Source organism: Pseudomonas sp. s4 (assembly GCF_046764235.1).
Taxonomy (GTDB): domain Bacteria; phylum Pseudomonadota; class Gammaproteobacteria; order Pseudomonadales; family Pseudomonadaceae; genus Aquipseudomonas; species Aquipseudomonas asiatica.
On the sequence record NZ_CP177209.1, the window covers coordinates 475,390 to 500,117 of the forward strand.

Genomic DNA, 24,728 nt, shown 5'->3' on the forward strand with positions numbered 1-24,728 from the left:
ATGGCCTTTGACCTGGCGGCGCGCCTGGCCGAACGGCGCGCCGCAGACCTGTATCGGCAGCGGCCACTGCTGGAAAGCCCGCAGGGGCCGGAAGTGGTGGTCGATGGCCAGTGTTTGCTGGCCTTCTGCAGCAATGACTACCTGGGCCTGGCCAACCACCCCGAGGTGATTGCCGCCTGGCAGGCCGGCGCCGAGCGCTGGGGTGTCGGTGGCGGAGCCTCGCACCTGGTGATCGGCCACAGTACGCCGCACCATCAGGTGGAAGAGGCCTTGGCCGAACTCACCGGGCGCCCGCGCGCGCTGCTGTTCTCCACCGGCTACATGGCCAACCTGGGCGCCATCACCGCGCTGGTGGGGCAGGGCGACACGGTGCTGCAGGACCGCCTGAACCACGCTTCGCTGCTGGATGGCGGGTTGCTCAGTGGTGCCCGTTTCAACCGCTACCTGCACAACGACCCGGCCAGCCTGGCCAGCCGCCTGGACAAGGCCATAGGCAATACCCTGGTAGTGACCGATGGCGTGTTCAGCATGGACGGCGACCTTGCCGACCTGCCGGCGCTGGCCGATGTCGCCCGCGCTCGCGGTGCCTGGCTGATGGTTGACGATGCCCATGGCTTGGGCACCCTCGGCACCCGGGGCGGCGGTATCGTCGAGCACTTCGGTCTGGGCGTTGAGGATGTGCCGGTGTTGATCGGTACGCTGGGCAAGGCTTGTGGTACCGCCGGTGCCTTTGTGGCCGGCAGCGAAGAGCTGATCGAGGCGCTGGTGCAGTTCGCCCGCCCGTACATCTATACGACCAGCCAGCCACCGGCGCTGGCCTGCGCCACCCTCAAGAGCCTGGAATTGCTGCGCCGCGAAACCTGGCGCCGCGAGCACCTGGCCGCGCTGATCCGCCAGTTCCGTGAAGGTGCGCAGCAGATCGGCCTGGAATTGATGGACAGCCCGACGCCGATCCAGCCCATCGTCATCGGCGACAGCGCAAAGGCCCTGCGCCTGTCACGCATGCTGCGCGAGCGCGGCTTGCTGGTGACGGCCATCCGCCCGCCCACCGTGCCGGCGGGCAGCGCACGCCTGCGGGTGACATTGAGCGCCGCGCACAGCGGGGCGCAGGTGCAGCTATTGTTGAATGCATTGGCCGAGTGTTATCCACAGTTGGAGAGCGCCGATGCGTAATCGACTTGTTCTGTTGCCTGGCTGGGGCTTGGGCACTGCTTCCCTGGAGCCGCTGGCCGCCAGCCTGCGTGCCCAGGACGCCCGCCTGCAGGTAGAGCTGATGCCCTTGCCGGAACTGGCCCATAGCGATGTGCAGGCCTGGGTCGACCACCTCGACCGCAAGCTGCCGAGCGATGTCTGGCTGGGTGGCTGGTCGTTAGGCGGCATGCTGGCCAGCGCGCTGGCGCACAAGCGCGGCGACCATTGCTGCGGCCTGCTGACTCTGGCCAGCAACCCCAGTTTCGTGGCTCGCCCCGACTGGCCCCACGGCATGGCCGAAGACACTTTTGGCACGTTCCTCGACGGCTGCCGCAGCCATACCCAGGTCACCCTGAAGCGCTTCCGTACCTTGTGCAGTGACGGTGCCCTGCAACCGCGCACCCTGCTACGCCAACTGGGTGTCGGCGTACCGGACACCGACCCGCTGTACCTGGCCACCGGCCTTGAAGTGCTGGCCAAGCTGGACACCCGCGAAGCACTGCAGGCCTACGGAGGCCCGCAGTTGCACCTGTTCGCCGGCAGCGATGCGCTGGTGCCGGCAGAGGCGGCAAAGGCGCTGAGCGAGCTGCTGCCCGATGTGGAAGTGGGCCTGGTCGAAGAAAGCTCCCACGCGTTCCTGCTGGAATACCCGCAGGAACTGGCGGCGGGCATCAAGAGTTTCCTGCATGAGAGTGGCGATGACTGACCTTTCCCGTCCGACCCTGCCCGGCGCGCTGCCCGACAAGCGCCAGGTAGCGGCCTCGTTCTCCCGCGCCGCAGCCAGCTACGACAGCGTGGCAGCCTTGCAGCGTGCGGTGGGTTCGAGCTTGCTGGAGCAGTTGCCGGAAGGCCTGCAGCCGTCACGCTGGCTGGACCTGGGCAGCGGCACCGGTCATTTCAGCAGGGCGTTGGCCGAGCGGTTCACCCAGGCCAGCGGCGTTGCGGTGGATATCGCCGAAGGCATGTTGTGCCATGCCCGCAACGAACAGGGCGGGGCGCTCTATCACGTGGCCGGTGACGCCGAGCGTTTGCCGCTGCGTGATGCCAGTGTCGACCTGGTGTTCACCAGCCTGGCCGTGCAGTGGTGCGGCCAGTTCGCCAGCGTGCTGGCAGAAGCGCTGCGAGTGATGCGCCCGGGCGGCGTGCTGGCCTTCAGCAGTTTGTGTGTGGGTACCCTCGATGAACTGCGCGCCAGTTGGCAGGCGGTGGATGGCCTGGTGCATGTGAACCGCTTCCGCCGTTTCGAGGACTATCAGCGCCTGTGCGCAGCCAGCGGCTTCGAACAGCTTGGTCTGCAGCGTTGTCCGCACGTGCTGCACTACCCGGATGTACGCAGCCTTACCCATGAACTCAAGGCTCTCGGCGCCCACAACCTGAACCCCGGCCGACCTTCCGGGCTTACCGGCCGGGCACGCATGCAGGGCCTGTTGCAGGCGTATGAGGCATTTCGCCAGCCCGAGGGGCTGCCAGCCACCTACCAGGTGGTCTATGGTGTGTTGCGCAAGCCACAGGCTTAAGGGGAGCGAGATGAGCCAGGCCTATTTCATTGCCGGTACCGATACCGATGTCGGCAAAACCACCATCGCTGCCGGCCTGCTGCATGCGGCACGGTTGCAGGGCATGAGCACGTTGGGAGCCAAGCCGGTGGCCTCCGGTTGCACGATGACGCCCAAAGGCTTGCGCAACAGCGACGCTCAGGCGCTGATCGATGAAAGCACGATCAAGATGCCCTACGAACAGGTCAACCCGTTTGCCTTCGAGCCTGCGATTGCGCCGCATGTGGCAGCACGTGAGGCCGGGGTGACGCTGGCCGTGTCGGACCTGCTGGCTGCGATGCGGAATGTGCTGCAACAAAATGCCGATTTCACCCTGATCGAGGGAGCCGGAGGCTGGCGCGTGCCGTTGTCGGGGCTGGAAAACCTGTCCGACCTTGCGGTGGCCCTGCGGCTGCCGGTGATTCTGGTGGTCGGGGTGCGGCTCGGCTGTATCAGCCATGCCTTGTTAAGCGCTGAGGCGATCGAGCGTGACGGGCTGCAACTGGCTGGATGGGTGGCGAACATCATCGAGCCGCGTACTTCGCGCCTGGAAGAGAACCTGGCCAGCCTGGCCGAGCGTTTGCCGGCGCCATGCCTGGGGCGGGTGCCCAAGTTGAAGCAGGCCAGTGCCGACATGGTTGCTGAACACCTTCAGCTGGATCTGCTGGATTAGCCGTTTCCAGGCTTGGCCCTTTCGCGGGCTTGCCCGCTCCCACAGGTACAGCGCAGGGTTCAGGTATCGCGCGGTCCCCTGTAGGAGCGGGCAAGCCCGCGAAGAGGCCGGTACAGGAATACCCAAGGCCTATCAAATGGCACGAGGCCATTAGGGATTTAAACGGGCCTTTTCGCCCCTGGCCTGCTTTAATGGGCCTGTTCGCCATCCAGCGTCAATGGAGTCCTGACATGGAAATCACCGGTAGCTCCGCCTATTACGCGGGCCTGAGCGCAATCCAGACCGGCCAGAACCGCGTCGATCAGGCTGCCAGCCAGATCGCCAGCACCACCGCCGAACGTAGCGCCACCAGCCAGTCCAGCGATTTTCAGGCCGAACGCCTGCGCGCGGTCGACCGCAGCCAGCAAATGGACCTGGCCACCAGCACCGTGCAGCTGGCCGTGGGCAAACTCGAAGTCGAGCTTGGCGCAAAGGTCGCCAAGGCATCCGACGAAATGCTCGGCCGGATCATCGACACCTACGCCTGACACGGCGGCCTTTCCCGAACATAACGCTATCCCTGTGGGAGCGGGTTTACCCGCGAATGCGTCCGCCCGGAAACCTCTGTTTTCCGGGCTGGCCCATTCGCGGGTAAACCCGCTCCCACAGGGGGACTTATCATGGCTTGACGCTTTTGCCATTTTTCGTGGCGTAAATGGCACCATAGTCCATCCTTGACATAAGGCGGAGCTAAACGTAAGTTTCAAACAACTGTTTGATCGACGGCCGCCACGTGCTGGTCACCCCACAGAACTCACCTAGAGGTTCATCGCAATGCCTGATTACAAAGCCCCCTTGCGTGATATCCGCTTCGTTCGCGACGAGCTGCTCGGCTATGAGGCGCACTATCAGAGCCTGCCGGGTTGCCAGGACGCCACGCCCGACATGGTCGACGCGATCCTCGAAGAAGGCGCGAAGTTCTGTGAGCAGGTGCTGTCGCCGCTGAACCGCGTGGGTGACCAGGAGGGCTGCACCTGGAGCGAGTCGGGCGTTAAAACCCCGACCGGCTTCAAAGCGGCCTACGAACAGTTCGTAGAAGGCGGCTGGCCGAGCCTGGCGCATGACGTCGAGCACGGCGGCCAGGGCCTGCCGGAGTCGCTGGGCCTGGCGCTGAGCGAAATGGTCGGCGGTGCGAACTGGTCGTGGGGCATGTACCCGGGCCTGTCCCATGGCGCGATGAACACCATCTCTGCGCACGGCACCCCCGAGCAGCAGCACACCTACCTGACCAAGCTGGTATCCGGCGAGTGGACCGGTACCATGTGCCTGACCGAGCCGCACTGCGGTACCGACCTGGGCATGCTGCGCACCAAGGCCGAGCCACAGGCCGACGGCAGCTACAAGGTGTCGGGCACCAAGATCTTCATTTCGGCCGGTGAGCACGACATGGCCGACAACATCGTCCATATCGTCCTGGCCCGCCTGCCGGACGCACCGGCTGGCACCAAGGGCATCTCGCTGTTCATCGTGCCGAAGTTCCTGCCCAACGCCGAAGGCGGTGTGGGCGAGCGCAACGGCGTGAGCTGCGGCTCGATCGAACACAAGATGGGTATCCACGGCAACGCCACCTGCGTGATGAACTTCGACGGCGCTACCGGCTACCTGATCGGCCCGGCTAACAAAGGTCTGAACTGCATGTTCACCTTCATGAACACCGCTCGCCTGGGTACCGCGCTGCAAGGCCTGGCCCACGCCGAAGTCGCGTTCCAGGGTGGCCTGAAGTACGCCCGTGAGCGCCTGCAGATGCGCTCCCTGACTGGCCCGAAAGCACCGGACAAGGCTGCTGACCCGATCATCGTCCACCCGGACGTGCGTCGCATGCTGCTGACCATGAAGGCCTTCGCCGAAGGCAACCGCGCGATGGTGTACTTCACTGCCAAGCAGGTGGACATCGTCAAGTACAGCCAGGATGAAGAAGAGCGCAAGAAGGCCGATGCCCTGCTGGCGTTCCTGACCCCGATCGCCAAGGCGTTCATGACCGAGGTCGGCTTCGAAGCCGCCAACCATGGCGTGCAGATCTACGGTGGCCACGGCTTCATCGCCGAATGGGGCATGGAGCAGAACGTACGGGACAGCCGCATTTCCATGTTGTACGAAGGCACCACCGGCATCCAGGCCCTGGACCTGCTCGGCCGCAAGGTGCTGATGACCCAAGGCGAAGCGCTGAAGGGCTTCACCAAGATCGTGCACAAGTTCTGCCAGGCGCAGGAAGGCAACGAAGCGGTCAAGGAGTTCGTCGAACCGCTGGCGGCGCTGAACAAGGAATGGGGCGAGCTGACCATGAAAGTGGGTATGGCCGCCATGAAGGACCGCGAAGAAGTGGGTGCGGCCTCGGTCGATTACCTGATGTATTCCGGCTACGCCTGCCTGGCCTACTTCTGGGCTGACATCGCCCGCCTGGCGGCGGAGAAACTGGCTGCCGGCACCAGCGAAGAAGCCTTCTACACCGCCAAGTTGCAGACCGCGCGCTTCTACTTCCAGCGCATCCTGCCGCGTACCCGTACCCATGTGGCGACCATGCTGTCGGGTGCCAACAACCTGATGGCGATGGACGAAGAACACTTCGGCCTGTCGTACTGATCCTGCCGCTGTACACGAAACCCGTCTGCCTTCACCGGCAGGCGGGTTTTTTCATTCTGCGGCCTGATGCCTATCTCTTTGTAGGAGCAGCCTTGTGCTGCGAAGAGGCCATAGCTGCCACAGAAAATCTTTTGTCATTGCGGCCTTTTCGCAGCACAAGGCTGCTCCTACAAGGAAAAGCGTCTGATTCGATATTCAACTGTTCATGTGCACTGCCGATGAAGTAAGGGCACAATGCCACCATTGATCTGCCGGGTTGGAGATTACCCTTGTTTCGTTTTAACGCTGTTCGCGCGAGTCTCTTCCTGCCTTCGCTGATTCTTTTGCTGGCAGGACTCGCCGCGGCCTATGTGAGAGACCTCAGTGTCTTTTTCACATCGCTGTTCAACGTCCTGCCCACCTTGGTCCTGCTGCTGGGTGGCGCCTACTGTGCGGTTTACCGTCGCCAGCGCGAGCTGTTCCTGATGCTCACGGTGTACATCGCCTACTACCTGCTGGACACCCAGACCGACTTCTACCGTGACCATGGCCGCGTTCGCGAGGACGCGGCGGTGATCTTCCACCTCGTGTGCCTGCTGCTACCCGCCCTGTTCGGGCTGTATGGTGCCTGGCAGGAGCGCACCCACCTGCTGCAGGACCTGGTCGCCCGTGGCGCCGTGCTGTTCGCCGTGGGTAGCGTGGCGGTGGCCCTGGAGCAAAGCTACCCCCAAGCACTACTGACCTGGTTGGCGGAAATCCGCTGGCCAACCTTGCATGGCCAGTGGATGAGCCTGATCCAGATGGTCTATCCGCTGTTCCTCGGCGTGTTCATCCTGCTGGTGGTGCAATACCTGCGTGCACCACGGCCGCTGCACGCTGCGCAGGTGATGGGCCTGCTGGGCATCTTCTGGATGTTGCCGCAAACCTTCATCCTGCCGTTTACCCTGAACATCATGTGCAGCCAGGTCATGCTGATGATCGCCGCAGCGGTGGCGCACGAGGCCTACCAGATGGCTTTCCGCGACGAACTGACCGGCCTGCCGGGGCGCCGTGCGCTGAACGAGCGCATGCAGCGCCTGGGACGCAACTATGTGATCGCCATGACCGATGTCGACCACTTCAAGAAATTCAACGACACCCACGGCCACGATGTCGGCGACCAGGTGCTGCGCCTGGTTGCCAGCCGCCTGTCCAAGGTTACCGGGGGGGGCCGTGCCTACCGCTATGGCGGCGAGGAGTTCGCTCTGGTGTTTGCCGGCAAGACCGCCGAGGAATGCGTGCCCCATGTGGAAGCCGTGCGCGAAATGATCGCCAACTACGTGATGCACCTGCGCGACCAGCACAACCGCCCGCAGGACGATACCGCCGGGCGCCAGCGGCGGGCGGGCAGCAGTGGGGGTACGGTTTCGGTCACCATCAGCATCGGTGTGGCGGAGCGCCAGGCCGATCATCGTAACCCCGAAGCGGTGCTGAAATCCGCTGACCAGGCGCTGTACAGCGCCAAGGGCGCAGGGCGCAATTGTGTCATGGTACATGGGCAACAAGCGCAGCGAGGGGCGGTGCGCACGGCGTGACCGAGTTAGACTATACGGTCTATTGATGACCCTATGTCTCGTAAAAGTTGTTCGGTTACACTGGCTGCAACCCAGTGTCGCGGTTCCCCGAGACCGCTCCGACCCGACTAGCGAGAGGTTGTCATGGCTGAATATAAAGCGCCCCTGCGCGACATGCGCTTCGTACTGAATGAAGTCTTCAACGTGGCCGAGCAGTGGGCGCAGTTGCCCGGGTTGGCCGAGGTTGTCGATGCCGACACAGCCATGGCCGTGCTGGAAGAAGCCGGCAAGGTCACCGCCAAGTCCATCGCACCGCTCAGCCGTGCCGCCGACGAAGAGGGCTGTCACTGGGAAAACGGCGCGGTAAGTACCCCAGCCGGTTTCATCGAGGCGTACAAAACCTACGCCGAAGGCGGTTGGGTGGGTGTGGGTGGCGACCCGCTGTTCGGCGGTATGGGCATGCCCAAGGTCATCTCGGCCCAGGTCGAGGAAATGGTCAACGCCTCCAGCCTGTCCTTCGGCCTGTACCCGATGCTGACTGCTGGCGCCTGTCTGTCGATCAACGCCCACGCCAGTGAAGCGCTGAAGGAAAAGTACCTGCCAAACATGTACGCCGGCGTGTGGGCCGGCTCCATGTGCCTGACCGAGCCGCACGCCGGTACCGATCTGGGCATCATCCGCACCAAGGCCGAGCCCCAGGCCGACGGCAGCTACAAGGTCAGCGGCACCAAGATCTTCATCACCGGCGGCGAGCACGACCTGACCGAGAACATCATCCACCTGGTGCTGGCCAAGCTGCCGGACGCACCAGCGGGGCCGAAAGGCATTTCGCTGTTCCTGGTGCCGAAGTTCCTGGTCAATGAAGACGGCAGCCTGGGGGCGCGCAACCCGGCCACCTGCGGCTCGATCGAGCACAAGATGGGTATCCAGGCCTCGGCCACCTGCGTGATGAACTTCGATCAAGCGGTCGGCTATATCGTCGGTGAGCCGAACAAGGGCCTGGCGGCCATGTTCACCATGATGAACTACGAGCGCCTTGGCGTTGGTATCCAGGGCCTGGCCTCGGCCGAGCGCTCCTACCAGAATGCCGTGGAGTACGCCCGCGACCGCCTGCAGAGCCGCGCCCCGACCGGGCCACAAGCCAAGGACAAGGCCGCTGACCCGATCATCGTCCACCCGGACGTGCGCCGCATGCTGTTGACCATGAAGGCGCTGATCGAGGGTGGCCGTGCCTTCTCCAGCTATGTGGCCATGCAGCTGGACAGTGCCAAGTTCAGCGAAGACACCGCCGTGCGCAAGCGCAGCGAAGAACTGGTGGCACTGCTGACGCCGGTTGCCAAGGCCTTCCTCACCGACCTGGGCCTGGAGTGCGCGGTGCACGGCCAGCAGGTGTTCGGCGGGCATGGCTACATTCGCGAATGGGGGCAGGAGCAACTGGTGCGCGATGTGCGTATCACGCAGATCTACGAAGGCACCAACGGCATCCAGGCCCTCGACCTGATGGGGCGCAAGGTGGTGGCCAGTGGCGGGGCGTACTACCGGCTGTTCTCCGACGAGATTCGCCAGTTCATTGCCAGCGCAGGTAGCGAGCTGGATGAATTTGCCAAGCCGTTGGGTGCCTGTCTCGATCAGCTCGACGGGCTGACCGAGTGGGTGCTGGAACAGGCCAAGGGCAACCCGAACGAGATTGGCGCGGCTTCTGTCGAGTACCTGCATGCCTTTGGTTATGTCGCCTATGCCTACATGTGGGCATTGATGGCGCGGGCGGCGCAGGCGGGTGAGGGGGATGCAGCGTTCTATTCGGGCAAGCTGGGTACGGCGCAGTTCTACTTTGCGCGGTTGCTGCCGCGGGTGGATTCGCTGGTGGCTTCGGTGAAGGCGGGGAGTGAGTCGTTGTACCTGCTGGATGCCGAGCAATTCTGAGGGATTTTGGGGGGCTGCTTTGCAGCCCATCGCGACACAAGGCCGCTCCTTGTATCTCGACTTTCGCCTCCCAAGAGGCGAAAGTTCTCGACTGATCATCGAGGGAAGGTCTTGAAGCGGAGCCGCTCCAAGGGCATCGAGCCCGCACTGTAGATAACGCTCTGGCCTTTCAACCCCACTCGACGAGTTCGAACGGTATCTAGTGCCCGCCCCCGGCGTGAGCACGCATTAACAAGGTTGAACTGAGTGTAGGGTGATCGACTTTCGTAGTTTGAAGGAGAAGATCATGTCCGCCTTTGTTGGCGTTGATGTCGCCAAAAAATCTTTCGACATTGCCACCCCACTTCCCAACGGCAAGACGCGCACCAAAGCCAAGCTGTCCAATGATCCTGGAGGGTTCAAGCAGTTCAGCGATTGGCTTGAGCGCCATGCCGAACCAGGCGCCTGGATCGTTATGGAGGCCACAGGCACCTATCACGAAGCGTTAGCCGAGCACTGTCACAACCAAGGTTATCGGGTGTGTATTCTGAACCCGGCGGTGATCGCGAAATTCGCTGACGTGGAGCTTCGGCGCGTCAAAACCGATAAAGCTGACGCCAAAGTCATTGCTGCTTATGGCCAGCAGAAGGCGGCCTCGCTTCGCCAGTGGGAGCCGGAGCCACCTGCACAGCGCCGTTTGCGTGCTCTGGTGCGGCGACTGGACGACCTCAAGGAAATGCGCCAGATGGAGCAGAATCGTTTGGATGTCGCACAGGATGCGGTGCAGCAGTCGATTCAAGACGTCATCGGGCACATCACCGAAGAACTGGAAAAGACCAGGAAGGCCATCGAACAGACGATCGATGATGATCCAGACCTGCGCAAGCGACGTGATCTGATTACTTCGATAGATGGTTTGGGTGACACCACTGCTACGTTGCTGCTCGCCGAACTGGGCGATCCACTGAAATACCAAAGCTCTTCTGCGATCGTCGCGTTCTCAGGCCTGAACCCGGTAGTGCAGCAATCGGGAGAGTTCATAGGTCAGAGCACTATCTCGCGTACAGGCGCCTCAAGGCTGCGGGCGGGCTTGTGGATGTCAGGCACTGTCTCGATCAGGTACAACCCTGTCGTGAAGGCACTGGCAGAGCGGTTGAACAGCCGACACAAAGCCTATAAACAGATCGTTTGCGCGGCGATGCGCAAGCTGCTGCACCTGGTTTATGGGGTGGTGAAGTCGGGGATACCGTTTGACCCCAAAATCCCTCTTGCAGGGTGAGGGTCAAGACGGTATCTACAGGTACCGCGCAAGCTTGAATGGCTATGCGTTCCCCTGTAGGAGCGGCCTTGTGTCGCGATGGGCCGCAAAGCGGCCCCTGTCGTGTAAGCCTTTTCCTACACAACGTGGTGACTTTTCACCACTGTTCTCAGATTGGATCCACGGTTATTCTTTACCACATGGACGTTGCGCAGGAAGCGCAAAGGACAGATCAAGGATGACGACGAAGGACACCTGCCAGGATGGCGGGGCGATACGGATGTCACAGGGAAACAGTCTGGAAAACCCCGCTTCGGCGGGGTTTTCTTTGTGCGCGTGTTTTTCAGCCCAGCACATCCAGCGGTGATGCACCCAACAGGCGGGCGTCCGTCTCTTCCTCCAGCAGCGTGCGCAGCAGCTCCACAGATGCCTGCTGGCGTTGGGCATCGCGGAACACCAAGCCAACCTTCAGCGGTACCCGTGGCTCGCTCAATGGCTTCCACAGCAGCCCCTGGTCATCCTCGGCGGCCTCCTTGGCCCGCCCCGGCAGGATGGTGGCCAGCGCAGTATGGGCCAGGCTGTCGAGAATCCCCGCCATGTTGTTCATCTCTGCCTGCACCTGCGGCCGACGCCCCTGGCTGGCCAGTTGCGCCTGCCAGATCTGGCGGATCTGGAATTCCTCGCCCAGCATCAGCATGGGCAGCTCGGCGGCCTGGCGAATGGACACCTTCTTGAAGTCCTTTAGCGGGTGGGTAGCGGGGATGACCAGTTGCAGTTCATCTTCATAGAGCAGCAGACCATGCAGCCCCGGCTGGCGTGGCGGCAGGTAACTGATACCGATGTCCAGGCTGCCATTGAGCAAGCGCCGTTCGATCTCCAGCCCTGACAATTCGTAGATCTGCACCACCAGGTGCGGCTGTGCCCTGCGCAGGCGTTCAAGCAGCTGCGGCACCAGGCTCGGCCGCACGGTCTGCAGCACGCCGATGGCCAAGGTACGCAGCGACTGGCCCTTGAAGTTGCGCATGGCCTCGTGGGCGCGCTGCAGGCCGTCGAGCAACGGCAGGGCGTGGTTGTACAGGGTGTGGGCGGCCAGAGTCGGCAGCAGGCGCTTGTTGCTGCGTTCGAACAGGCTCAGGTCGAGGCTGTGCTCCAGCTGGCGTATCTGCTGGGAAAGCGCTGGCTGGGACAGCGACAGGCGCTCGGCGGCGCGGCCCACGTGGCCTTCTTCATACACCGCGACGAAATAACGCAGTTGGCGGAAATCCATAAGTGATACTTATCGAAAATGCTGGAAAAACGAAATGGTCGAAACCCCTCGCGAGGCCTAGTCTATCGCCGTATTCCAACGGGTTACAGCGATGAATCGATCGATTGTTACCCCGGATGAAAAACACTTTTGATAGGCAAGGCAAAATATCGAGTGCCGCACCCAAGCCGCACCGTGACCGCCCCTGTCGTGATTGGTTGGAGCCCTGATGAACCTGTTCAACCTGCGCCGCCCGGCCCCTGCCGCCGTCGCCGAGCCCAAGCGTGCGCCGGTGATCGCGCCGGAAGCGCCGCAGCTGTCGCGTGAGCGCCTGATGCCCAGCACCGAACGCGCAGCGCAGGTATTCGTGCGTGGCCAGGGCTCCTGGTTGTGGGACAACGAAGGGCATGCCTACCTGGACTTCACCCAGGGTGGTGCAGTCAACAGCCTGGGCCACAGCCCCAGTGTGCTGGCGAAGGCGCTGGGCAGCCAGGCCCAGGCGTTGATCAACCCGGGCTCGGGCTTCCACAGCCGTGGCCTGCTGGGGCTGGTCAACCGCCTGTGCCAGAGCACCGGCAGCGACCAGGCCTACCTGCTCAACAGCGGTGCCGAAGCCTGCGAAGGCGCGATCAAGCTGGCGCGCAAGTGGGGCCAGCTGCACCGCAACGGCGCCTATCACATCATCACCGCCACCCAGGCCTGCCATGGCCGCAGCCTGGGCGCGTTGTCAGCGTCCGACCCGCTGCCCTGCAACCGCTGCGAACCGGGCCTGCCTGGCTTCAGCAAGGTGCCATTCAACGACTTGGCGGCGCTGCACGCCGAGGTGGACTCGCGCACCGTGGCGATCATGCTCGAGCCGATCCAAGGTGAGGCGGGTGTCATCCCGGCCACGCAGGAATACCTCAAGGGTGTGGAAACGCTGTGCCGCGAACTGGGCATCCTGCTGATCCTCGACGAGGTGCAGACCGGCATTGGCCGCTGTGGCGCGCTGCTGGCCGAGGAAACCTACGGCGTGCGCGCCGATATCATCACGCTGGGCAAGGGTTTGGGCGGTGGCGTGCCGCTGGCGGCCTTGCTGGCCCGGGGCACGGCGTGCTGCGCCGAGCCTGGCGAACTGGAAGGCAGCCACCATGGCAACGCGCTGATGTGCGCTGCCGGCCTGGCCGTGCTGGATACCGTGCTGGAGCCTGGCTTCTTCACCCAGGTGCGGGACAACGGCCGCCACCTGCGTGAAGGCCTGAGCCGGCTGGCCGGGCGCTATGGCCAGGGCGAAGTGCGCGGGCAAGGCCTGCTGTGGGCCCTGCAGATGAAAGAAAACCTGGCCCGCCAGCTGGTGGCGGCTGCCTTGCACGAAGGCCTGTTGCTCAACGCACCGCAGGCGGATGTGGTGCGTTTTTCGCCAGCGCTGACCGTGAGCAAGGGCAACATCGACGAAATGCTGCTGCGCCTTGCCCGTGCCTTTGCCCGCCTGCATGCCCAGCAGCAGGCCCGCCGCGAAATGCCAGCCTAGCGGCCTGGTGACATCGAGAATTCTACGAACCGTCTGGCGTTCCTGCGCATCGCCCTTGGCCTGTTTCATTCGGCCCGGGGCGTTTTTTTTTGCCTGTTGAACCTCTGTGGCGGGCGGCTAGTCTCTGATGTAACCCCTTCAGGAGAGACTCGCATGGACTTTATACGCATCATCATCGCCATCATCCTGCCGCCGCTGGGCGTTTTCCTGCAGGTGGGGTTTGGCGGGGCGTTCTGGCTGAACATCTTGCTTACCTTGCTGGGGTACATTCCGGGGATCGTGCATGCGGTGTATATCATCGCCAAGCGCTGAGATTTTTGGGGCTGCTTTGCAGCCCATCGCGACACAAGGCCGCTCCTACAGGTACAGCGCCACATTCGGGCTTGTGCGATCCCTGTAGGAGCGGCCTTGTGTCGCGATGGGCCGCAAAGCGGCCCCAGAATCTCAGCCCCCCAACACCCGGCAATAGAATTTCCATTCTTCTTCCAGCGCATGCGCCAGGTTTTCCGCCTTGCGGAACCCGTGCCGCTCCCCCGCGTAGAAGTGCCCTTCAGCCTCGATCCCGTTAGCCTGCAGTGCCGCCAGCATCGACCGCGTCTGCTCCGGCACCACCACCGCATCCAGTTCGCCCTGGAAGAAAATCACCGGTACCTTGATCTGCCCCGCATGCAGCAGCGGCGTACGCTGGCGATAGCGCTCGGCATCCTGCAGCGGGTCGCCAATCAGCCAGTCCAGGTAGTCCCCTTCGAACTTGTGGGTGGCCCGGCCCAGGGCAACCGGGTCGCTGACCCCGTACAGGCTGGCACCGGCTCGGAACACATCATGGAACGCCAGGGCGCATAGGGTGGTGTAGCCGCCCGCACTACCGCCGCGGATGAACGCCTTGCGGCTGTCGATCAGCCCACGTCCGGCCAGGTAATCCACCGCCGCGCAAGCATCGGCCACATCGCTTTCGCCCCAGCGCAGGTGCAGGGCCTGGCGGTATTCACGGCCATAGCCGGTGCTGCCCCGGTAGTTCAGGTCGGCGACGGCGAAGCCGCGTTGGGTCCAGTACTGGATTCGCGGGTCGAGCACGGGATAACAGGCCGAGGTCGGGCCGCCATGGATGAACACCACCAGCGGTGCGGCTCCTTGCGACCGGGCTGCCGGGTAGAAGAAACCGTGGGCGCGATGACCGTCACTGCCGTAGTGGATCGACTGCGGCAGGCTGATATGCCTTGCCGGCAGCACTTCGGTGCCACCAGCCAATACGCTGACCTCGTGGTCGTCGCGGGCGATGGCGATGACCGCCGGCGGGCTGATCGGCGAGGCGGCAATGGCATACAGGTGTTCGGCATCCATGGCCAGGCTGCGAAAGCGCGTGTAGGCGCTGGCGAAACGCTCCAGGCGGCCATCGGCTGTGCGCAGCCCCAGTTGCCCGAAGCCCTCTTCGAACCAGCTGGCCAGATAGCTTCGCGGCCCCAGCGCCAACCAGGTACTGGCGCCCAGTTGCCAGGGGGCTGCGGCGTGGTCCGCCGGTTTGGCAGGCAGGGCCTGCCAGCAGCCATCGATCTCGCCCCAGGGTTGCCAGAAGCCATTGCGGTCAGACAGGCAGTAGAGTCGGCCTTCGCTATCGAAGCGCGGCTGCTGCAGCGATTCGTCAGCGCCGGCCACACATTGCGCGGGCCCCCAGTGGCCACTTGCATCACGTGTGCGGCACATCAGCCTGGTGACGGTCCAGGGTTGTGCCGGTCGGTCCCATTCGACCCACGCCAGGCGCTGGCCGTCGATACTTACCGTAGGCGATGCATAGAAGTCGGCCCCCTCGGCGAGCACTTCGCGGGCTTGTTCACCCAGGGCGACCAAGCGATGCTCGACCCGTTCGCCATGCTGCTCCTCGACCGCCAGCACCAGGCCGTCCTGCCACTGCACATCGCCGTAGCGGCAGCTGGCATCATCGGTCATGGCGCGCGGTGCTGCGCCTTCCAGGGCCTGGGTATAGACCTGCTGGTCCTTTTCGTTGACGAACAGCAGCCCATCGCCGCCCAGGCAAAAGCTGCCACCGCCGTATTCGTAAACCCGGCTACGCACACTGAAGCCATCGGGGGTCAGGCAGCGGGCCTGCTGGTGCTGCCAGTGCCAGATGCGACAGGCACCATCGGCCGGGCGAAACTCGTTCCAGAACAGCCCCGCAGCGCTGACCTTGAGTTCGGCGAAGTCGGTGCCGGCCGCAACAGCCTGGGCCGCGCTGAACTCAGCCGCGGACGATGACACGGGAGTTTCGTTCATTGCGGAAGGTCATCTGTTCAATGGTGAGCTGGGCGCTTTCCGCCTCCTCGCGGGCCTTGAGGATGATGCCGTGGTCGGCCGACTTGGCGCACACCGGGTCGGCGTTGCTGGCATCGCCGGTGAGCATGAAGGCCTGGCAGCGGCAGCCGCCGAAGTCCTTTTCCTTCTCGTCGCAGGAACGGCAGGGTTCGGGCATCCACTCATAGCCACGGAAGCGGTTGAAGCCGAACGAGTCGTACCAGATGTGGTGCAGGTCGTGGTCGCGCACGTTGGGGAACTGCACCGGCAGCTGGCGCGCGCCGTGGCAGGGCAGGGCGGTGCCGTCCGGGGTGATGGTGAGGAACAGGCTGCCCCAGCCATTCATGCAGGCCTTGGGGCGCTCCTCGTAGTAGTCCGGTGTGACGAAGATCAGCTTGCACGGGTTGCCCTCGGCCTTGAGCTTTTCCCGATACTCGTTGGTAATGCGTTCGGCCCGTTCCAGCTGCGCGCGGGTTGGCAGCAGGCCCAGCCGGTTGAGGTGGGCCCAGCCGTAGAACTGGCAGGTGGCAAGCTCGACGAAGTCGGCTTCCAGGGCGATGCACAGCTCGATGATGCGGTCGATCTTGTCGATGTTGTGCCGGTGGGTGACGAAGTTGAGCACCATCGGGTAGCCATGGGCCTTCACCGCACGGGCCATTTCCAGCTTTTGCGCAAAGGCCTTCTTCGAGCCGGCCAGCAGATTGTTGACCTGCTCGTCACTGGCCTGGAAGCTGATCTGGATATGGTCCAGGCCGGCCTTCTTGAAGTCGGCGATGCGCGCCTCGGTCAGGCCGATGCCCGAGGTGATCAGGTTGGTGTAGTAGCCCAGCCGGCGGGCCTCGCCGATCAGTTCGGCGAGGTCCTGACGTACCAGCGGTTCTCCGCCGGAGAAACCGATTTGCGCGGCACCCATTTCCCGGGCTTCGGCCATCACCTTGAACCACTGTGCGGTACTCAGCTCCTGGCCCTGGGCTGCGAAGTCCAGTGGGTTGGAGCAGTACGGGCACTGCAGCGGGCAACGGTAGGTCAGCTCGGCCAGCAGCCACAGCGGCAGGCCGACTGCGGGCGTGGGCGGTAACTCAGGCGAGGACGATCCAGTGTTCGGCACGGGCCACCTCCATGAACTGCTCGATGTCATCGGCCACTTCCGGGACACCGGGGAACTGTTGTTCGAGTTCGCTGATGATCGCGGCAACGTCGCGTTGGCCGTCGATCAGGCCACCGATCAGGGCCGCGCTGTCGTTGAGCTTGATCATGCCCTCGGGGTACAGCAGCACATGGCCCTTTTGCGCCGGCTCGTACTGGAAGCGGTAGCCGGGGCGCCAGGCTGGCACTTGATTACGGTCGAAACTCATAGGGTGATCCCTTTGTGCCACACCCGTTCCTGGGTGACGGAATGATAGGGCGGGCGGTTCAGCTCGTAGGCCATGCTCATGGCGTCGAGCATGCTCCAGAGAATATCCAGCTTGAACTGCAGTATCTCCAGCATACGCTCCTGGCCCGCGCGGGTGGTGTAGTGCTGCAAGGTAATCGCCAGGCCATGCTCCACGTCACGCCGGGCCTGGCCCAGGCGGGTGCGGAAGTATTCGTAGCCGGCCGGGTCGATCCACGGGTAGTGCTGCGGCCAGCTGTCCAGGCGCGACTGGTGGATCTGCGGGGCGAACAGCTCGGTCAGCGAGCTGCTGGCCGCTTCCTGCCAACTGGCCCGGCGGGCGAAGTTGACGTAGGCGTCCACGGCAAAGCGTACACCGGGCAGTACCAGCTCCTGGGAGCGCAGCTGGTCCGGGTCCAGGCCCACGGCCTGGCCCAGGCGCAGCCAGGCTTCGATACCACCGTCCTCGCCGGGCGCGCCATCGTGGTCGAGCAGGCGCTGGATCCACTCGCGGCGTACTTCGCGGTCCGGGCAGTTGGCCAGGATCGCGGCATCCTTCATCGGGATGTTGACCTGGTAGTAGAAGCGGTTGGCTACCCAGCCCTGGATCTGTTCGCGGGTGGCGCGACCCTGGTACATCGCCACGTGGTACGGGTGATGAATGTGATAGTAGGCGCCCTTGGCGCGCAGGGCCTGCTCGAATTCGGCAGGGGACATTGGCAGTGCGTCGCTCATTCGGCTGGCTCCTGTAAAGCTGAGTCTCGGCTCACCTCGCCCCCTGTGGGAGCGGGCGTGCCCGCGAACACCGGCGAAGCCGGTGCCATACACCGTGTTGGATTTTTCGCGGGCATGCCCGCTCCCACAGGGGGTTGTGTCAACTCGCAGACCTTTTTACAACTCGATACTCATGCCATCGAAGGCCACTTCCACACCCCGGCGCAGCACTTCGGCACGCTCGGGCGAGTCTTCGTCGAGAATCGGGTTGGTGTTGTTGATGTGGATAAGTACCTTGCGCTGGCGCGGGAAGCCATCCAGCACCTCCAGCATGCCGCCGGGGCCGTTCTGTGCCAGGTGGCCCATCTCGCGGCCGGTACGGGTGCCCACGCCACGGCGCTGCATTTCATCATCCTCCCACAGGGTGCCGTCGACCAGCAGGCAGTCGGCGCCGTGCATCATCGTCAGCAGCTTGTCGTCCACCTGGCCCAGGCCCGGGGCGTAGAACAGCTTGCCGCCGGTGCGGGTGTCCTCGACCAGCAGGCCAAGGTTGTCGCCCGGGTGCGGGTCGAAGCGGTGTGGCGAGTAGGGCGGCGCGGCGCTGCGCAGGGGGAACGGGGTGAAGCGCAGGTTGGGGCAGGCGTTGATGACGAAGCTGCCTTCCAGCTCGATGCGGTTCCACTGCAGGCCGCCGTTCCAGTGGCTGAGCATGTTGAACAGCGGAAAGCCCGTGGTCAGGTCCTGATGAACCATGTCGGTGCACCACACCTGGTGCGGGCAACCTTCGCGCAGGCTGAGCAGGCCAGTGGTGTGGTCGATCTGGCTGTCCAGCAGGATGATGGCGTTGATGCCGGTGTCGCGCAGGGCACGGGCCGGCTGCATCGGGGCAAAGGCCTGGAGCTGGGCGCGGATATCGGGCGAGGCATTGCACAGCACCCAGTGCACGCCATCGTCGGACAGGGCGATGGAGGACTGGGTGCGCGGCGTGGCCCGCAAGGTGCCGTCACGCAAGCCCTTGCAGTTGACGCAGTTGCAGTTCCACTGGGGGAACCCGCCGCCGGCGGCGGAACCGAGAACCTGGATGTACATGGCCACTCTCTCTGCAGAAACCGTAGCGAAAAAACGAAAACGCCCCGGCAGGCCGAGGCGTTGAACCGTAAGCCGGGCTTAGCGGTTGGCGAAGTACATGGTGACTTCGAAGCCGATGCGCAGATCAGTGTATGCAGGTTTGGTCCACATGGAATTACTCCTTCCGGATGAGGGGGTGGGTTTGTCAGCTACTACTTGGGTACCGCCAATGGCTGGAGGTTCCCATGGCTGGGATTGCGCTATCTTACAAGAAAAATTTGTACCGAAAGGTTAATTATTCGAAAACTCCGTTGCGGTTTTCGTAACAATCATGGGTTTGAACCCAGCCAGGAAGCATCTGGTGCGGCTGCGTTGGCAAGGCATAGCCAAGTGGAATCTGTATCGAGCAAGTGGTTCAGCAACTGGTCCAGATCCGTCTGCCGCGTTTTCAGGATAGACCTGCGCAGTGCATCCAGCCTGCCGGGTTGTGTGGCCAGGAATGTCTGCCACGCCCATTCGGCGACTTCGGCGTTGCCCATCGCCGGTTCATCGAATTGCGCGGCCAGGGCCTGACCAGCGGCAGGGGCCAGGGTAACGCCCTGGCGCAGCAAGGTGAGCAGGTGGTCGAGGATCTGTACCTGGCTAGCATGAGGCGACTGGACCCCGAACAGCAGGCCGCCGACCCCCTCGACCTGACGAAAGGTACTGAACACCGCATAGCCGAGTTGCAGTTCTACCCGTAGCCGTTGGTAAACCGGCCCTTGCAGCAACTGCGCGAGCAGGCGGCCAGCGGCTTCCATGGCCGCTGGCAGTGGGCAGAACAGCAGCAGGGCATGCTCACTGCCGGGTACTTCGGCATGTTGCCAACGGTGCTTGGCCCAGGCGGGCAGAGGGCCAGGCGCCGAGCCTTGGCCAGGGCAGTGCTGCAGCACGGTGCCCAATGCGTTCAGGGCGGCATCGTCGAAGCCGGCAGCCAGGCCGTGCCAGCGTGTTTGCTGCCACAGGCTGTCGAGATGCGTCTGTGCCAGGGTGCAGGCCGGAGCAGGTGCAGGCGCGGCGCCCAGAACTGCGTCGGGTAGCTGCTTGAGCAGGGCACGGATGGGGATCAGTGCCGGAGGCTGCGTCGAACTCGGCAGCCAGCTTCCTGCCGGGGGCTTGAGCATCAGTGCCAAGGCCTGTTCCACAGTGCGCAATACCGCTGCCGGCAGCCCGGCGCAGCGCAGTTGCCAATATTCGCCAGCGGTACTGAACTGCAGCTGCACCGATACGCGCTCGCAGCGCTCCTGCAGGGGGGGCAAGGCGCGCTCGAGCAGCGCATGCAGGCGCTGGCGCAACGGCGAAGGGACATGCCAGCGCAGGTACAGCGCCGCGTACTGACGAGCACCAGGCAGCTGGTCGCTGACTTTCAGTGCCGCTGGCAGCGGGTGCGGCCTGGCATCAGGCAAGTCGGCCAGGAGCAAGGTGTCGACAGCGGGCAGTTGCCAGCGCCCATGTTCGCGGCCCGGCAGGCCTTCCAGCAGGACACGGAGCGCCTGCAAGCCTTGTGTGTCCAAACCGCTGAACGGCTGGCCGGCGCTGTCCCGGCGGGCCAGCTCAAGCGCACTGGCACTGCGTTCGCGGCTTTGCTGCAGCAGCTCGAATTCGGCACTCAATTGCTCAGGGGCGGCCTGGCGGATGAAGCCGAACCAGCCCTGCAACAGGGCATTGGCTTCCTCTGGGCAGGCGTCCTCGCTCAGCTTCAGATCAATGTGCCACAGCAACTGCCCGGCGAAGGCATACAGCGCCTCAGCCTTGAAGCCTTGCAGCCAGCCACGCTGGCGAAGTGCATCCAGCCAGGTGCCCGGGCGGCTATCGCCGAGGCTGGCGATGAGCAACTCAAGGGCCTGCTCGGCACCTGCCGGCAGGTTTTCGTGGCTGAACAGCAGGTGCGTGTCGGTCGCCGATAAAGGCGGTGGCAGAGCTTGTGGCACCCGTTCACCTGTAGCGAACAGCTTGGCATGCTGCCGGCCCAGTAATTCCAGTTCATCCAGCGATTGCGGGCCGCACAGGCTCAGGGTGACCTGGCCGCCTTGGTAGAAGCGCTGGTGAAAGCCACCGAGCGCTTGCTGGAAGGCAGGATCCTGCAAGGCCAGGGTGTGCCGGTTACCGGCATGAAAAGCGCCCAATGGATGGCCGGGCGCTGCCGATTGCAGCAAGGCGAACTGCTGCTGGGCCTGCGGGCTGCGCGACCAGGCAATGAACTCGGCATGGATTACTTCGCGTTCGCGGCGTTGGCGCTCGATACCCAGGTCTGGCTCGGCCAACATCTGGCACAGGCGCTCCAGCCCCCCGGCCAGGGCGCTGGGCGGGACCTCGAAGAAGAAGTCGGTGGTGCGTTCGCGAGTGCTGGCATTGACCTGGCCGCCGAGGGCCTGCACGTAGCGCATCAGGCCGTCGTCCAGAGGGAAGCGCGAGGTGCCGAGGAAGAACAGGTGCTCCAGGAAGTGGGCCAGGCCGGGCCATCTGGTCGGCGCGTCGTGGCTACCCGCGTGCACCCGCAGGGCCGCGGCCGAGCGCTTCAGGCGCGGGGCGTGGCGCAGGGTCAGTTGCAGGCCGTTGGCGAGGGTGAGGTGGCGGGTGGCGTCAGGCATGGAAACTCCGGGGCAGGTGTTCATGCTAACCCATTTGTGTTGGCAGGCTTGGCCCTATCGCCGACAAGCCGGCTCCCGCAGGGAATGCACATGCCTTGAAACCGGTGCGGTCGAGGTGGGAGCCGGCTTGCCGGCGAATGGGCCGCACAGCGGCCCCTGTCAGCCTTTACGCAGGTGCAGCTCCTGGCGCAGATCGCTCAGGTAAGGAAACGTCACCCGCCCCTGTACCACCCGCTCATGCTCCAGCTCCGCCAGCAACTGGCACTCGTCCCGCCCGGCCATGGCCAGCAGGCTACCATCCGGGCCGACGATGCTGCTCTGCCCGCAATACTGGATATCGTCTTCCGAGCCGCAGTAGTTGGCATACACCAGGTAGCACTGATTCTCCTGCGCCCGCGCCCTCACGGTCACCTGGCAGATGAAGTCGTACGGCGACATGTTCGCCGTCGGCACCAGGATCAGCTCGGCACCGTCCAGCGCCAGGCGTCGCGCGTTTTCCGGGAACTCGATGTCGTAGCAGATCAGCAGACCGACCTTCCAGCCATCCAGCTCCACCACCGGGAAGTGATCGGCACCTGCGCTGAACATCGAGCGGTCCAGCTCGCCGAACAGGTGGGTCTTGCGATAGTTGCTCAGGCTGCGGCCGTGACCATCGATCAACTGCACGCTGTTGTAGATCGCGCCATCATCGCCACGCTCCGGATACCCGTAGACGATGGCGATGCGGTGCGCCTGGGCGATTTCCACCACCTCCATGGCCGTCGGACCATCGGCGGCCTCGGCCAGGCGCTCGACCTGGGCCAGGCCGATGTTGTAGCCGGTCAGGAACATCTCCGGGCACACCAGCAAACTGGCGCCGCGTTCGGCCGCCAGTTGCGCCTGGTGGCGCAACCGTTGCAGGTTGCCGGGCACGTCCAGTGGCTTGGGTGCGCCCTGGAACAGAGCGATGCGCATGCTGCCTCCTTGTCTCAGTCCGGCAGGGCGATCGGGCCGATTTCGTCGAACACGTCGCCTGGGCCGGGGTTGTCCGGGTGGGTGCGGCCACCGAAGTGATTCATGATACCCCACACCGCATTCAGCGATGTCTGTACCGCGCCTTCCACCCAGGCCGGCGTCCACGACACATCGTCACCGGCAATGAACATGCCGCGCTGCTCGGCAGGCATGTCCTGCTGCATGAAGTGCGCGTACATGCGCTGGTTGTAGCGGTAGTGCCCAGGCAACGCGCCCTTGAAGGCGCCGAGGAAGTGCGGGTCGGCTTCCCAGGAAACGGTGATCGGGTCGCCGATGATGTGCCCGGCAATGTCGGTCTTCGGGTAGATCTTCTTCAGTGCATCCAGGGCCAGTTGCACGCGTTTTTCCACCGGGTGCGGCAGCATCTTCAGCGCATCGCTCATCCACGAGTAGGACAGGCAGATCACCCCCGGCTTGTCGTCACCGTTGTCGAACAGGTAGGTGCCACGGGTGAGGCGATCGGTGAGGGTCATGCTCATGAGGTCGCGGCCGGTTTCCGGGTCCTTGTCCTTCCAGAACGGCCGGTCGACCATGACGAAGGTCTTCGACGACTGCATGTAGCGGGTGCGGTCCAGGGCCATCCACATCTTTTGCGAGAACAGCGATTCCTCGCAGTCGATCTGGGTGGTCAGCAGCCAGGTCTGGCAGGTGACGAGCACGGCACTGTAGTGACGGGTGTCGCCCCAGTTGTCGGTGACCGCCAGGCGGCCATCGGCAGCGCGGGCGATGCGCTTGACCCCGGTACGCGGTGCGCCGCCATGCAGCCCGCTCAGGCTGGTGCCTTCCGGCCAATGCACGCAGCGCTCCGGTACATGGCGCCAGATGCCTTGCGGTACCTGTTCCACACCGCCGACTACCAGGTGCTGGTGGTCGTCGCAGTTGGTCATCACCACGCGGAAGATTTCCAGCATCGAGTTGGGGAAGTCCGAGTCCCAGCCGCCGGTGCCGAAGCCGACCTGGCCGAACACTTCGCGGTGCTGGAAGCTCAGCTGGGCGAACGAGCGCGAGGTGGCGACGAAGTCGTAGAACGTGCGGTCGTCCCACAGCGGTACCAGCTTGTTCCAAAGCTCTTTCAGGCGCGGTACGTCACGGTCGCGGATGGCCTGCTGGATGTCGGCGAACTGGGCACCGCTTTCCAGCGCGTCGGCCCAGGCATCGGCCACTTCGTGGAACAACTTGGGCAGGTCGGTGGGTTTTTCGGCGTAGTAGGTCTGGCCTTCCAGGTCGATCACAGTGCTGCCCGAGGCCGGGGTCAGTGGGTTGGGGAACGGTTTGGTCTCCAGGCCCAGCTTGTCCACGTAGTGGTAGAAGGCAGTGGACGACACCGGGAAGCGCATGCCACCCAGTTCGGCGATGATCCCGTCAGTGCCGTTGAAGGTTTGCGAGCGCAGCCGGCCACCCAGCTTGGATGCTTCGTACACCACCGGCTTTAGGCCCAGCTTCATCAGCTCGTAGGCCGCCACCAGGCCGGCGATACCGGCGCCCACGATTGCCACTTCCTCACCATGGCGCTCGGCCGGGATGCTGCCCAGGCCTGCGGGGTGTTCCAGCCAATCGTCGAAGGCGAAGGGGAAATCCGGGCCGAAGATGGTGACGGGTTTTTTACCATCGGCGGGGTGGCGGTTTTTCTTGTTCATGAAGTGACCTTGCCAGAGAGGCTGCGCAGGGGCGGAGCCTGAGTATAGGAGATGCCTGGAGGCCATTTTAGGGAGTGGGGTGTTCGTTATTAAGGTGCATATTGTTGTCTGAATGTAGCTTGAATCGTCGAAATGTATAAACAAGATTGCTTTATGACGAACAGGAAGCCTACCCATCTCAAGCACAGCATCGGCCCCCTGTGGGAGCGGGCGAGCCCGCGAAGAAGCCCCCGCGGTGTATGGCACGGGCTTCGCCCGTGTTCGCGGGCACGCCCGCTCCCACAGGGTGTGATCAGACAGTTCCTACACCCATGCCATGAATTAAAGAATTACCCTACGCCCGCTATAGCCTCGGTCTGGCTGCGTGGGAAACGCCTCATCGTTAACTTCACTGGGTCGCCGCTGTTCGGGCGACTGGGTGTGAGAACCCATCTCCAACTTCGTACCAAGGCTTATGTCATGGCAGCTGTGCGCGGGCAGGCTTTCGCCTGGCCGGATTTCCAAGTTGGCCGGTTCTCACCCCGTGCATGGCTGCCACCTA

21 protein-coding genes are annotated in these 24,728 nt (G+C 63.8%); 11 read left to right on the forward strand and 10 right to left on the reverse strand.

All coding sequences use genetic code 11. The features are described 5' to 3' along the window. The 9 genes from bioF (at position 1) to ACK56M_RS02200 (ending at position 10,731) form a co-directional block, all read left to right on the forward strand. Complete coding sequence (gene bioF / locus ACK56M_RS02160) at positions 1-1,173, forward strand: 8-amino-7-oxononanoate synthase (protein WP_139657361.1); 1,173 nt, start codon at positions 1-3, stop codon at positions 1,171-1,173. Continuing rightward, positions 1,166-1,897 (forward strand): alpha/beta fold hydrolase, encoded by a 732-nt coding sequence (locus tag ACK56M_RS02165; protein WP_015268698.1) that lies wholly within the window; start codon positions 1,166-1,168, stop codon positions 1,895-1,897. The genes bioF and ACK56M_RS02165 overlap by 8 nt, the downstream gene beginning before the upstream one ends. After that, positions 1,890-2,708 carry a malonyl-ACP O-methyltransferase BioC gene (gene bioC, locus ACK56M_RS02170; protein WP_137137858.1) on the forward strand — a complete coding sequence of 273 codons (819 nt, stop codon included), beginning with the start codon at positions 1,890-1,892 and terminating at the stop codon, positions 2,706-2,708. The genes ACK56M_RS02165 and bioC overlap by 8 nt, the downstream gene beginning before the upstream one ends. A 10-nt stretch (positions 2,709-2,718) precedes the next feature. Then, the gene (gene bioD, locus ACK56M_RS02175; protein ID WP_015268700.1) at positions 2,719-3,399 is read left to right on the forward strand and encodes a dethiobiotin synthase; all 681 of its coding nucleotides are present in this window, start codon (positions 2,719-2,721) and stop codon (positions 3,397-3,399) included. 230 nt (positions 3,400-3,629) lie between these two features. Beyond that, positions 3,630-3,926 carry a hypothetical protein gene (locus ACK56M_RS02180; protein ID WP_003258614.1) on the forward strand — a complete coding sequence of 99 codons (297 nt, stop codon included), beginning with the start codon at positions 3,630-3,632 and terminating at the stop codon, positions 3,924-3,926. 286 nt (positions 3,927-4,212) lie between these two features. Next, positions 4,213-6,018 (forward strand): phenylacyl-CoA dehydrogenase, encoded by a 1,806-nt coding sequence (locus ACK56M_RS02185; protein ID WP_015268701.1) that lies wholly within the window; start codon positions 4,213-4,215, stop codon positions 6,016-6,018. A gap of 269 nt (positions 6,019-6,287) precedes the next feature. Further along, complete coding sequence (locus tag ACK56M_RS02190; RefSeq protein WP_411959239.1) at positions 6,288-7,571, forward strand: diguanylate cyclase; 1,284 nt, start codon at positions 6,288-6,290, stop codon at positions 7,569-7,571. 123 nt (positions 7,572-7,694) lie between these two features. After that, a complete protein-coding gene (locus ACK56M_RS02195) occupies positions 7,695-9,473 on the forward strand; it encodes an acyl-CoA dehydrogenase C-terminal domain-containing protein (protein ID WP_054573689.1) in 1,779 nt (592 codons plus the stop codon). A 286-nt stretch (positions 9,474-9,759) separates the two neighbouring features. After that, a complete protein-coding gene (locus ACK56M_RS02200; protein WP_411959049.1) occupies positions 9,760-10,731 on the forward strand; it encodes an IS110 family transposase in 972 nt (323 codons plus the stop codon). A gap of 322 nt (positions 10,732-11,053) precedes the next feature. Here the strand turns inward: ACK56M_RS02200 and ACK56M_RS02205 are convergent, their stop codons facing one another. Further along, complete coding sequence (locus ACK56M_RS02205) at positions 11,054-11,977, reverse strand: LysR family transcriptional regulator (RefSeq protein WP_004375209.1); 924 nt, start codon at positions 11,975-11,977, stop codon at positions 11,054-11,056. Positions 11,978-12,185: 208 nt separating this feature from the next. Between ACK56M_RS02205 and ACK56M_RS02210 the strand changes: the two genes are divergently transcribed. Continuing rightward, on the forward strand, positions 12,186-13,466 hold the full coding sequence (locus tag ACK56M_RS02210) for an aspartate aminotransferase family protein (RefSeq protein ID WP_015268704.1): 1,281 nt from the start codon (positions 12,186-12,188) through the stop codon (positions 13,464-13,466). A 153-nt stretch (positions 13,467-13,619) separates the two neighbouring features. Then, on the forward strand, positions 13,620-13,778 hold the full coding sequence (locus tag ACK56M_RS02215; protein ID WP_009681539.1) for a YqaE/Pmp3 family membrane protein: 159 nt from the start codon (positions 13,620-13,622) through the stop codon (positions 13,776-13,778). Positions 13,779-13,910: 132 nt separating this feature from the next. On the opposite strand, the gene ACK56M_RS02220 is transcribed toward ACK56M_RS02215, so the two are convergent. From ACK56M_RS02220 to ACK56M_RS02260, 9 genes are all read right to left on the reverse strand, one after another. Next, on the reverse strand, positions 13,911-15,734 hold the full coding sequence (locus ACK56M_RS02220) for a prolyl oligopeptidase family serine peptidase (RefSeq protein ID WP_411959240.1): 1,824 nt from the start codon (positions 15,732-15,734) through the stop codon (positions 13,911-13,913). Further along, a complete protein-coding gene (gene pqqE / locus ACK56M_RS02225) occupies positions 15,700-16,860 on the reverse strand; it encodes a pyrroloquinoline quinone biosynthesis protein PqqE (protein WP_015268706.1) in 1,161 nt (386 codons plus the stop codon). The genes ACK56M_RS02220 and pqqE overlap by 35 nt, the downstream gene beginning before the upstream one ends. Further along, positions 16,832-17,107, reverse strand: coding sequence for a pyrroloquinoline quinone biosynthesis peptide chaperone PqqD (gene pqqD, locus ACK56M_RS02230; RefSeq protein WP_004375207.1), 276 nt, complete (start codon positions 17,105-17,107; stop codon positions 16,832-16,834). The genes pqqE and pqqD overlap by 29 nt, the downstream gene beginning before the upstream one ends. Next, positions 17,104-17,859 (reverse strand): pyrroloquinoline-quinone synthase PqqC, encoded by a 756-nt coding sequence (pqqC, locus tag ACK56M_RS02235; RefSeq protein WP_003255592.1) that lies wholly within the window; start codon positions 17,857-17,859, stop codon positions 17,104-17,106. The genes pqqD and pqqC overlap by 4 nt, the downstream gene beginning before the upstream one ends. A gap of 156 nt (positions 17,860-18,015) precedes the next feature. After that, positions 18,016-18,927, reverse strand: a complete 912-nt coding sequence (gene pqqB, locus ACK56M_RS02240) for a pyrroloquinoline quinone biosynthesis protein PqqB (RefSeq protein ID WP_253153046.1) — start codon at positions 18,925-18,927, stop codon at positions 18,016-18,018. A 78-nt stretch (positions 18,928-19,005) separates the two neighbouring features. Further along, positions 19,006-19,077 (reverse strand): pyrroloquinoline quinone precursor peptide PqqA, encoded by a 72-nt coding sequence (gene pqqA, locus ACK56M_RS02245; protein WP_003243383.1) that lies wholly within the window; start codon positions 19,075-19,077, stop codon positions 19,006-19,008. A 158-nt stretch (positions 19,078-19,235) separates the two neighbouring features. After that, complete coding sequence (pqqF, locus tag ACK56M_RS02250) at positions 19,236-21,536, reverse strand: pyrroloquinoline quinone biosynthesis protein PqqF (protein ID WP_411959241.1); 2,301 nt, start codon at positions 21,534-21,536, stop codon at positions 19,236-19,238. A gap of 159 nt (positions 21,537-21,695) precedes the next feature. Then, positions 21,696-22,490 carry a carbon-nitrogen hydrolase family protein gene (locus tag ACK56M_RS02255; protein ID WP_411959242.1) on the reverse strand — a complete coding sequence of 265 codons (795 nt, stop codon included), beginning with the start codon at positions 22,488-22,490 and terminating at the stop codon, positions 21,696-21,698. 14 nt (positions 22,491-22,504) lie between these two features. Further along, entirely contained in the window at positions 22,505-24,187 is a 1,683-nt protein-coding gene (locus ACK56M_RS02260) for a flavin monoamine oxidase family protein (RefSeq protein WP_015268710.1), read from the reverse strand. Between the last annotated feature and the right edge of the window lie 541 nt (positions 24,188-24,728).

What these genes read in the sequence shown, in the direction of transcription:
- bioF (WP_139657361.1), top strand. Translation starts at nt 1, where the DNA reads ATGGCCTTTGACCTGGCGGCGCGCCTGGCCGAACGGCGCGCCGCAGAC.
- ACK56M_RS02165 (WP_015268698.1), top strand. Translation starts at nt 1,166, where the DNA reads ATGCGTAATCGACTTGTTCTGTTGCCTGGCTGGGGCTTGGGCACTGCT.
- bioC (WP_137137858.1), top strand. Translation starts at nt 1,890, where the DNA reads ATGACTGACCTTTCCCGTCCGACCCTGCCCGGCGCGCTGCCCGACAAG.
- bioD (WP_015268700.1), top strand. Translation starts at nt 2,719, where the DNA reads ATGAGCCAGGCCTATTTCATTGCCGGTACCGATACCGATGTCGGCAAA.
- ACK56M_RS02180 (WP_003258614.1), top strand. Translation starts at nt 3,630, where the DNA reads ATGGAAATCACCGGTAGCTCCGCCTATTACGCGGGCCTGAGCGCAATC.
- ACK56M_RS02185 (WP_015268701.1), top strand. Translation starts at nt 4,213, where the DNA reads ATGCCTGATTACAAAGCCCCCTTGCGTGATATCCGCTTCGTTCGCGAC.
- ACK56M_RS02195 (WP_054573689.1), top strand. Translation starts at nt 7,695, where the DNA reads ATGGCTGAATATAAAGCGCCCCTGCGCGACATGCGCTTCGTACTGAAT.
- ACK56M_RS02200 (WP_411959049.1), top strand. Translation starts at nt 9,760, where the DNA reads ATGTCCGCCTTTGTTGGCGTTGATGTCGCCAAAAAATCTTTCGACATT.
- ACK56M_RS02205 (WP_004375209.1), bottom strand. Translation starts at nt 11,977, where the DNA reads ATGGATTTCCGCCAACTGCGTTATTTCGTCGCGGTGTATGAAGAAGGC.
- ACK56M_RS02210 (WP_015268704.1), top strand. Translation starts at nt 12,186, where the DNA reads ATGAACCTGTTCAACCTGCGCCGCCCGGCCCCTGCCGCCGTCGCCGAG.
- ACK56M_RS02215 (WP_009681539.1), top strand. Translation starts at nt 13,620, where the DNA reads ATGGACTTTATACGCATCATCATCGCCATCATCCTGCCGCCGCTGGGC.
- ACK56M_RS02220 (WP_411959240.1), bottom strand. Translation starts at nt 15,734, where the DNA reads ATGAACGAAACTCCCGTGTCATCGTCCGCGGCTGAGTTCAGCGCGGCC.
- pqqD (WP_004375207.1), bottom strand. Translation starts at nt 17,107, where the DNA reads ATGAGTTTCGACCGTAATCAAGTGCCAGCCTGGCGCCCCGGCTACCGC.
- pqqC (WP_003255592.1), bottom strand. Translation starts at nt 17,859, where the DNA reads ATGAGCGACGCACTGCCAATGTCCCCTGCCGAATTCGAGCAGGCCCTG.
- pqqB (WP_253153046.1), bottom strand. Translation starts at nt 18,927, where the DNA reads ATGTACATCCAGGTTCTCGGTTCCGCCGCCGGCGGCGGGTTCCCCCAG.
- pqqF (WP_411959241.1), bottom strand. Translation starts at nt 21,536, where the DNA reads ATGCCTGACGCCACCCGCCACCTCACCCTCGCCAACGGCCTGCAACTG.
- ACK56M_RS02255 (WP_411959242.1), bottom strand. Translation starts at nt 22,490, where the DNA reads ATGCGCATCGCTCTGTTCCAGGGCGCACCCAAGCCACTGGACGTGCCC.
- ACK56M_RS02260 (WP_015268710.1), bottom strand. Translation starts at nt 24,187, where the DNA reads ATGAACAAGAAAAACCGCCACCCCGCCGATGGTAAAAAACCCGTCACC.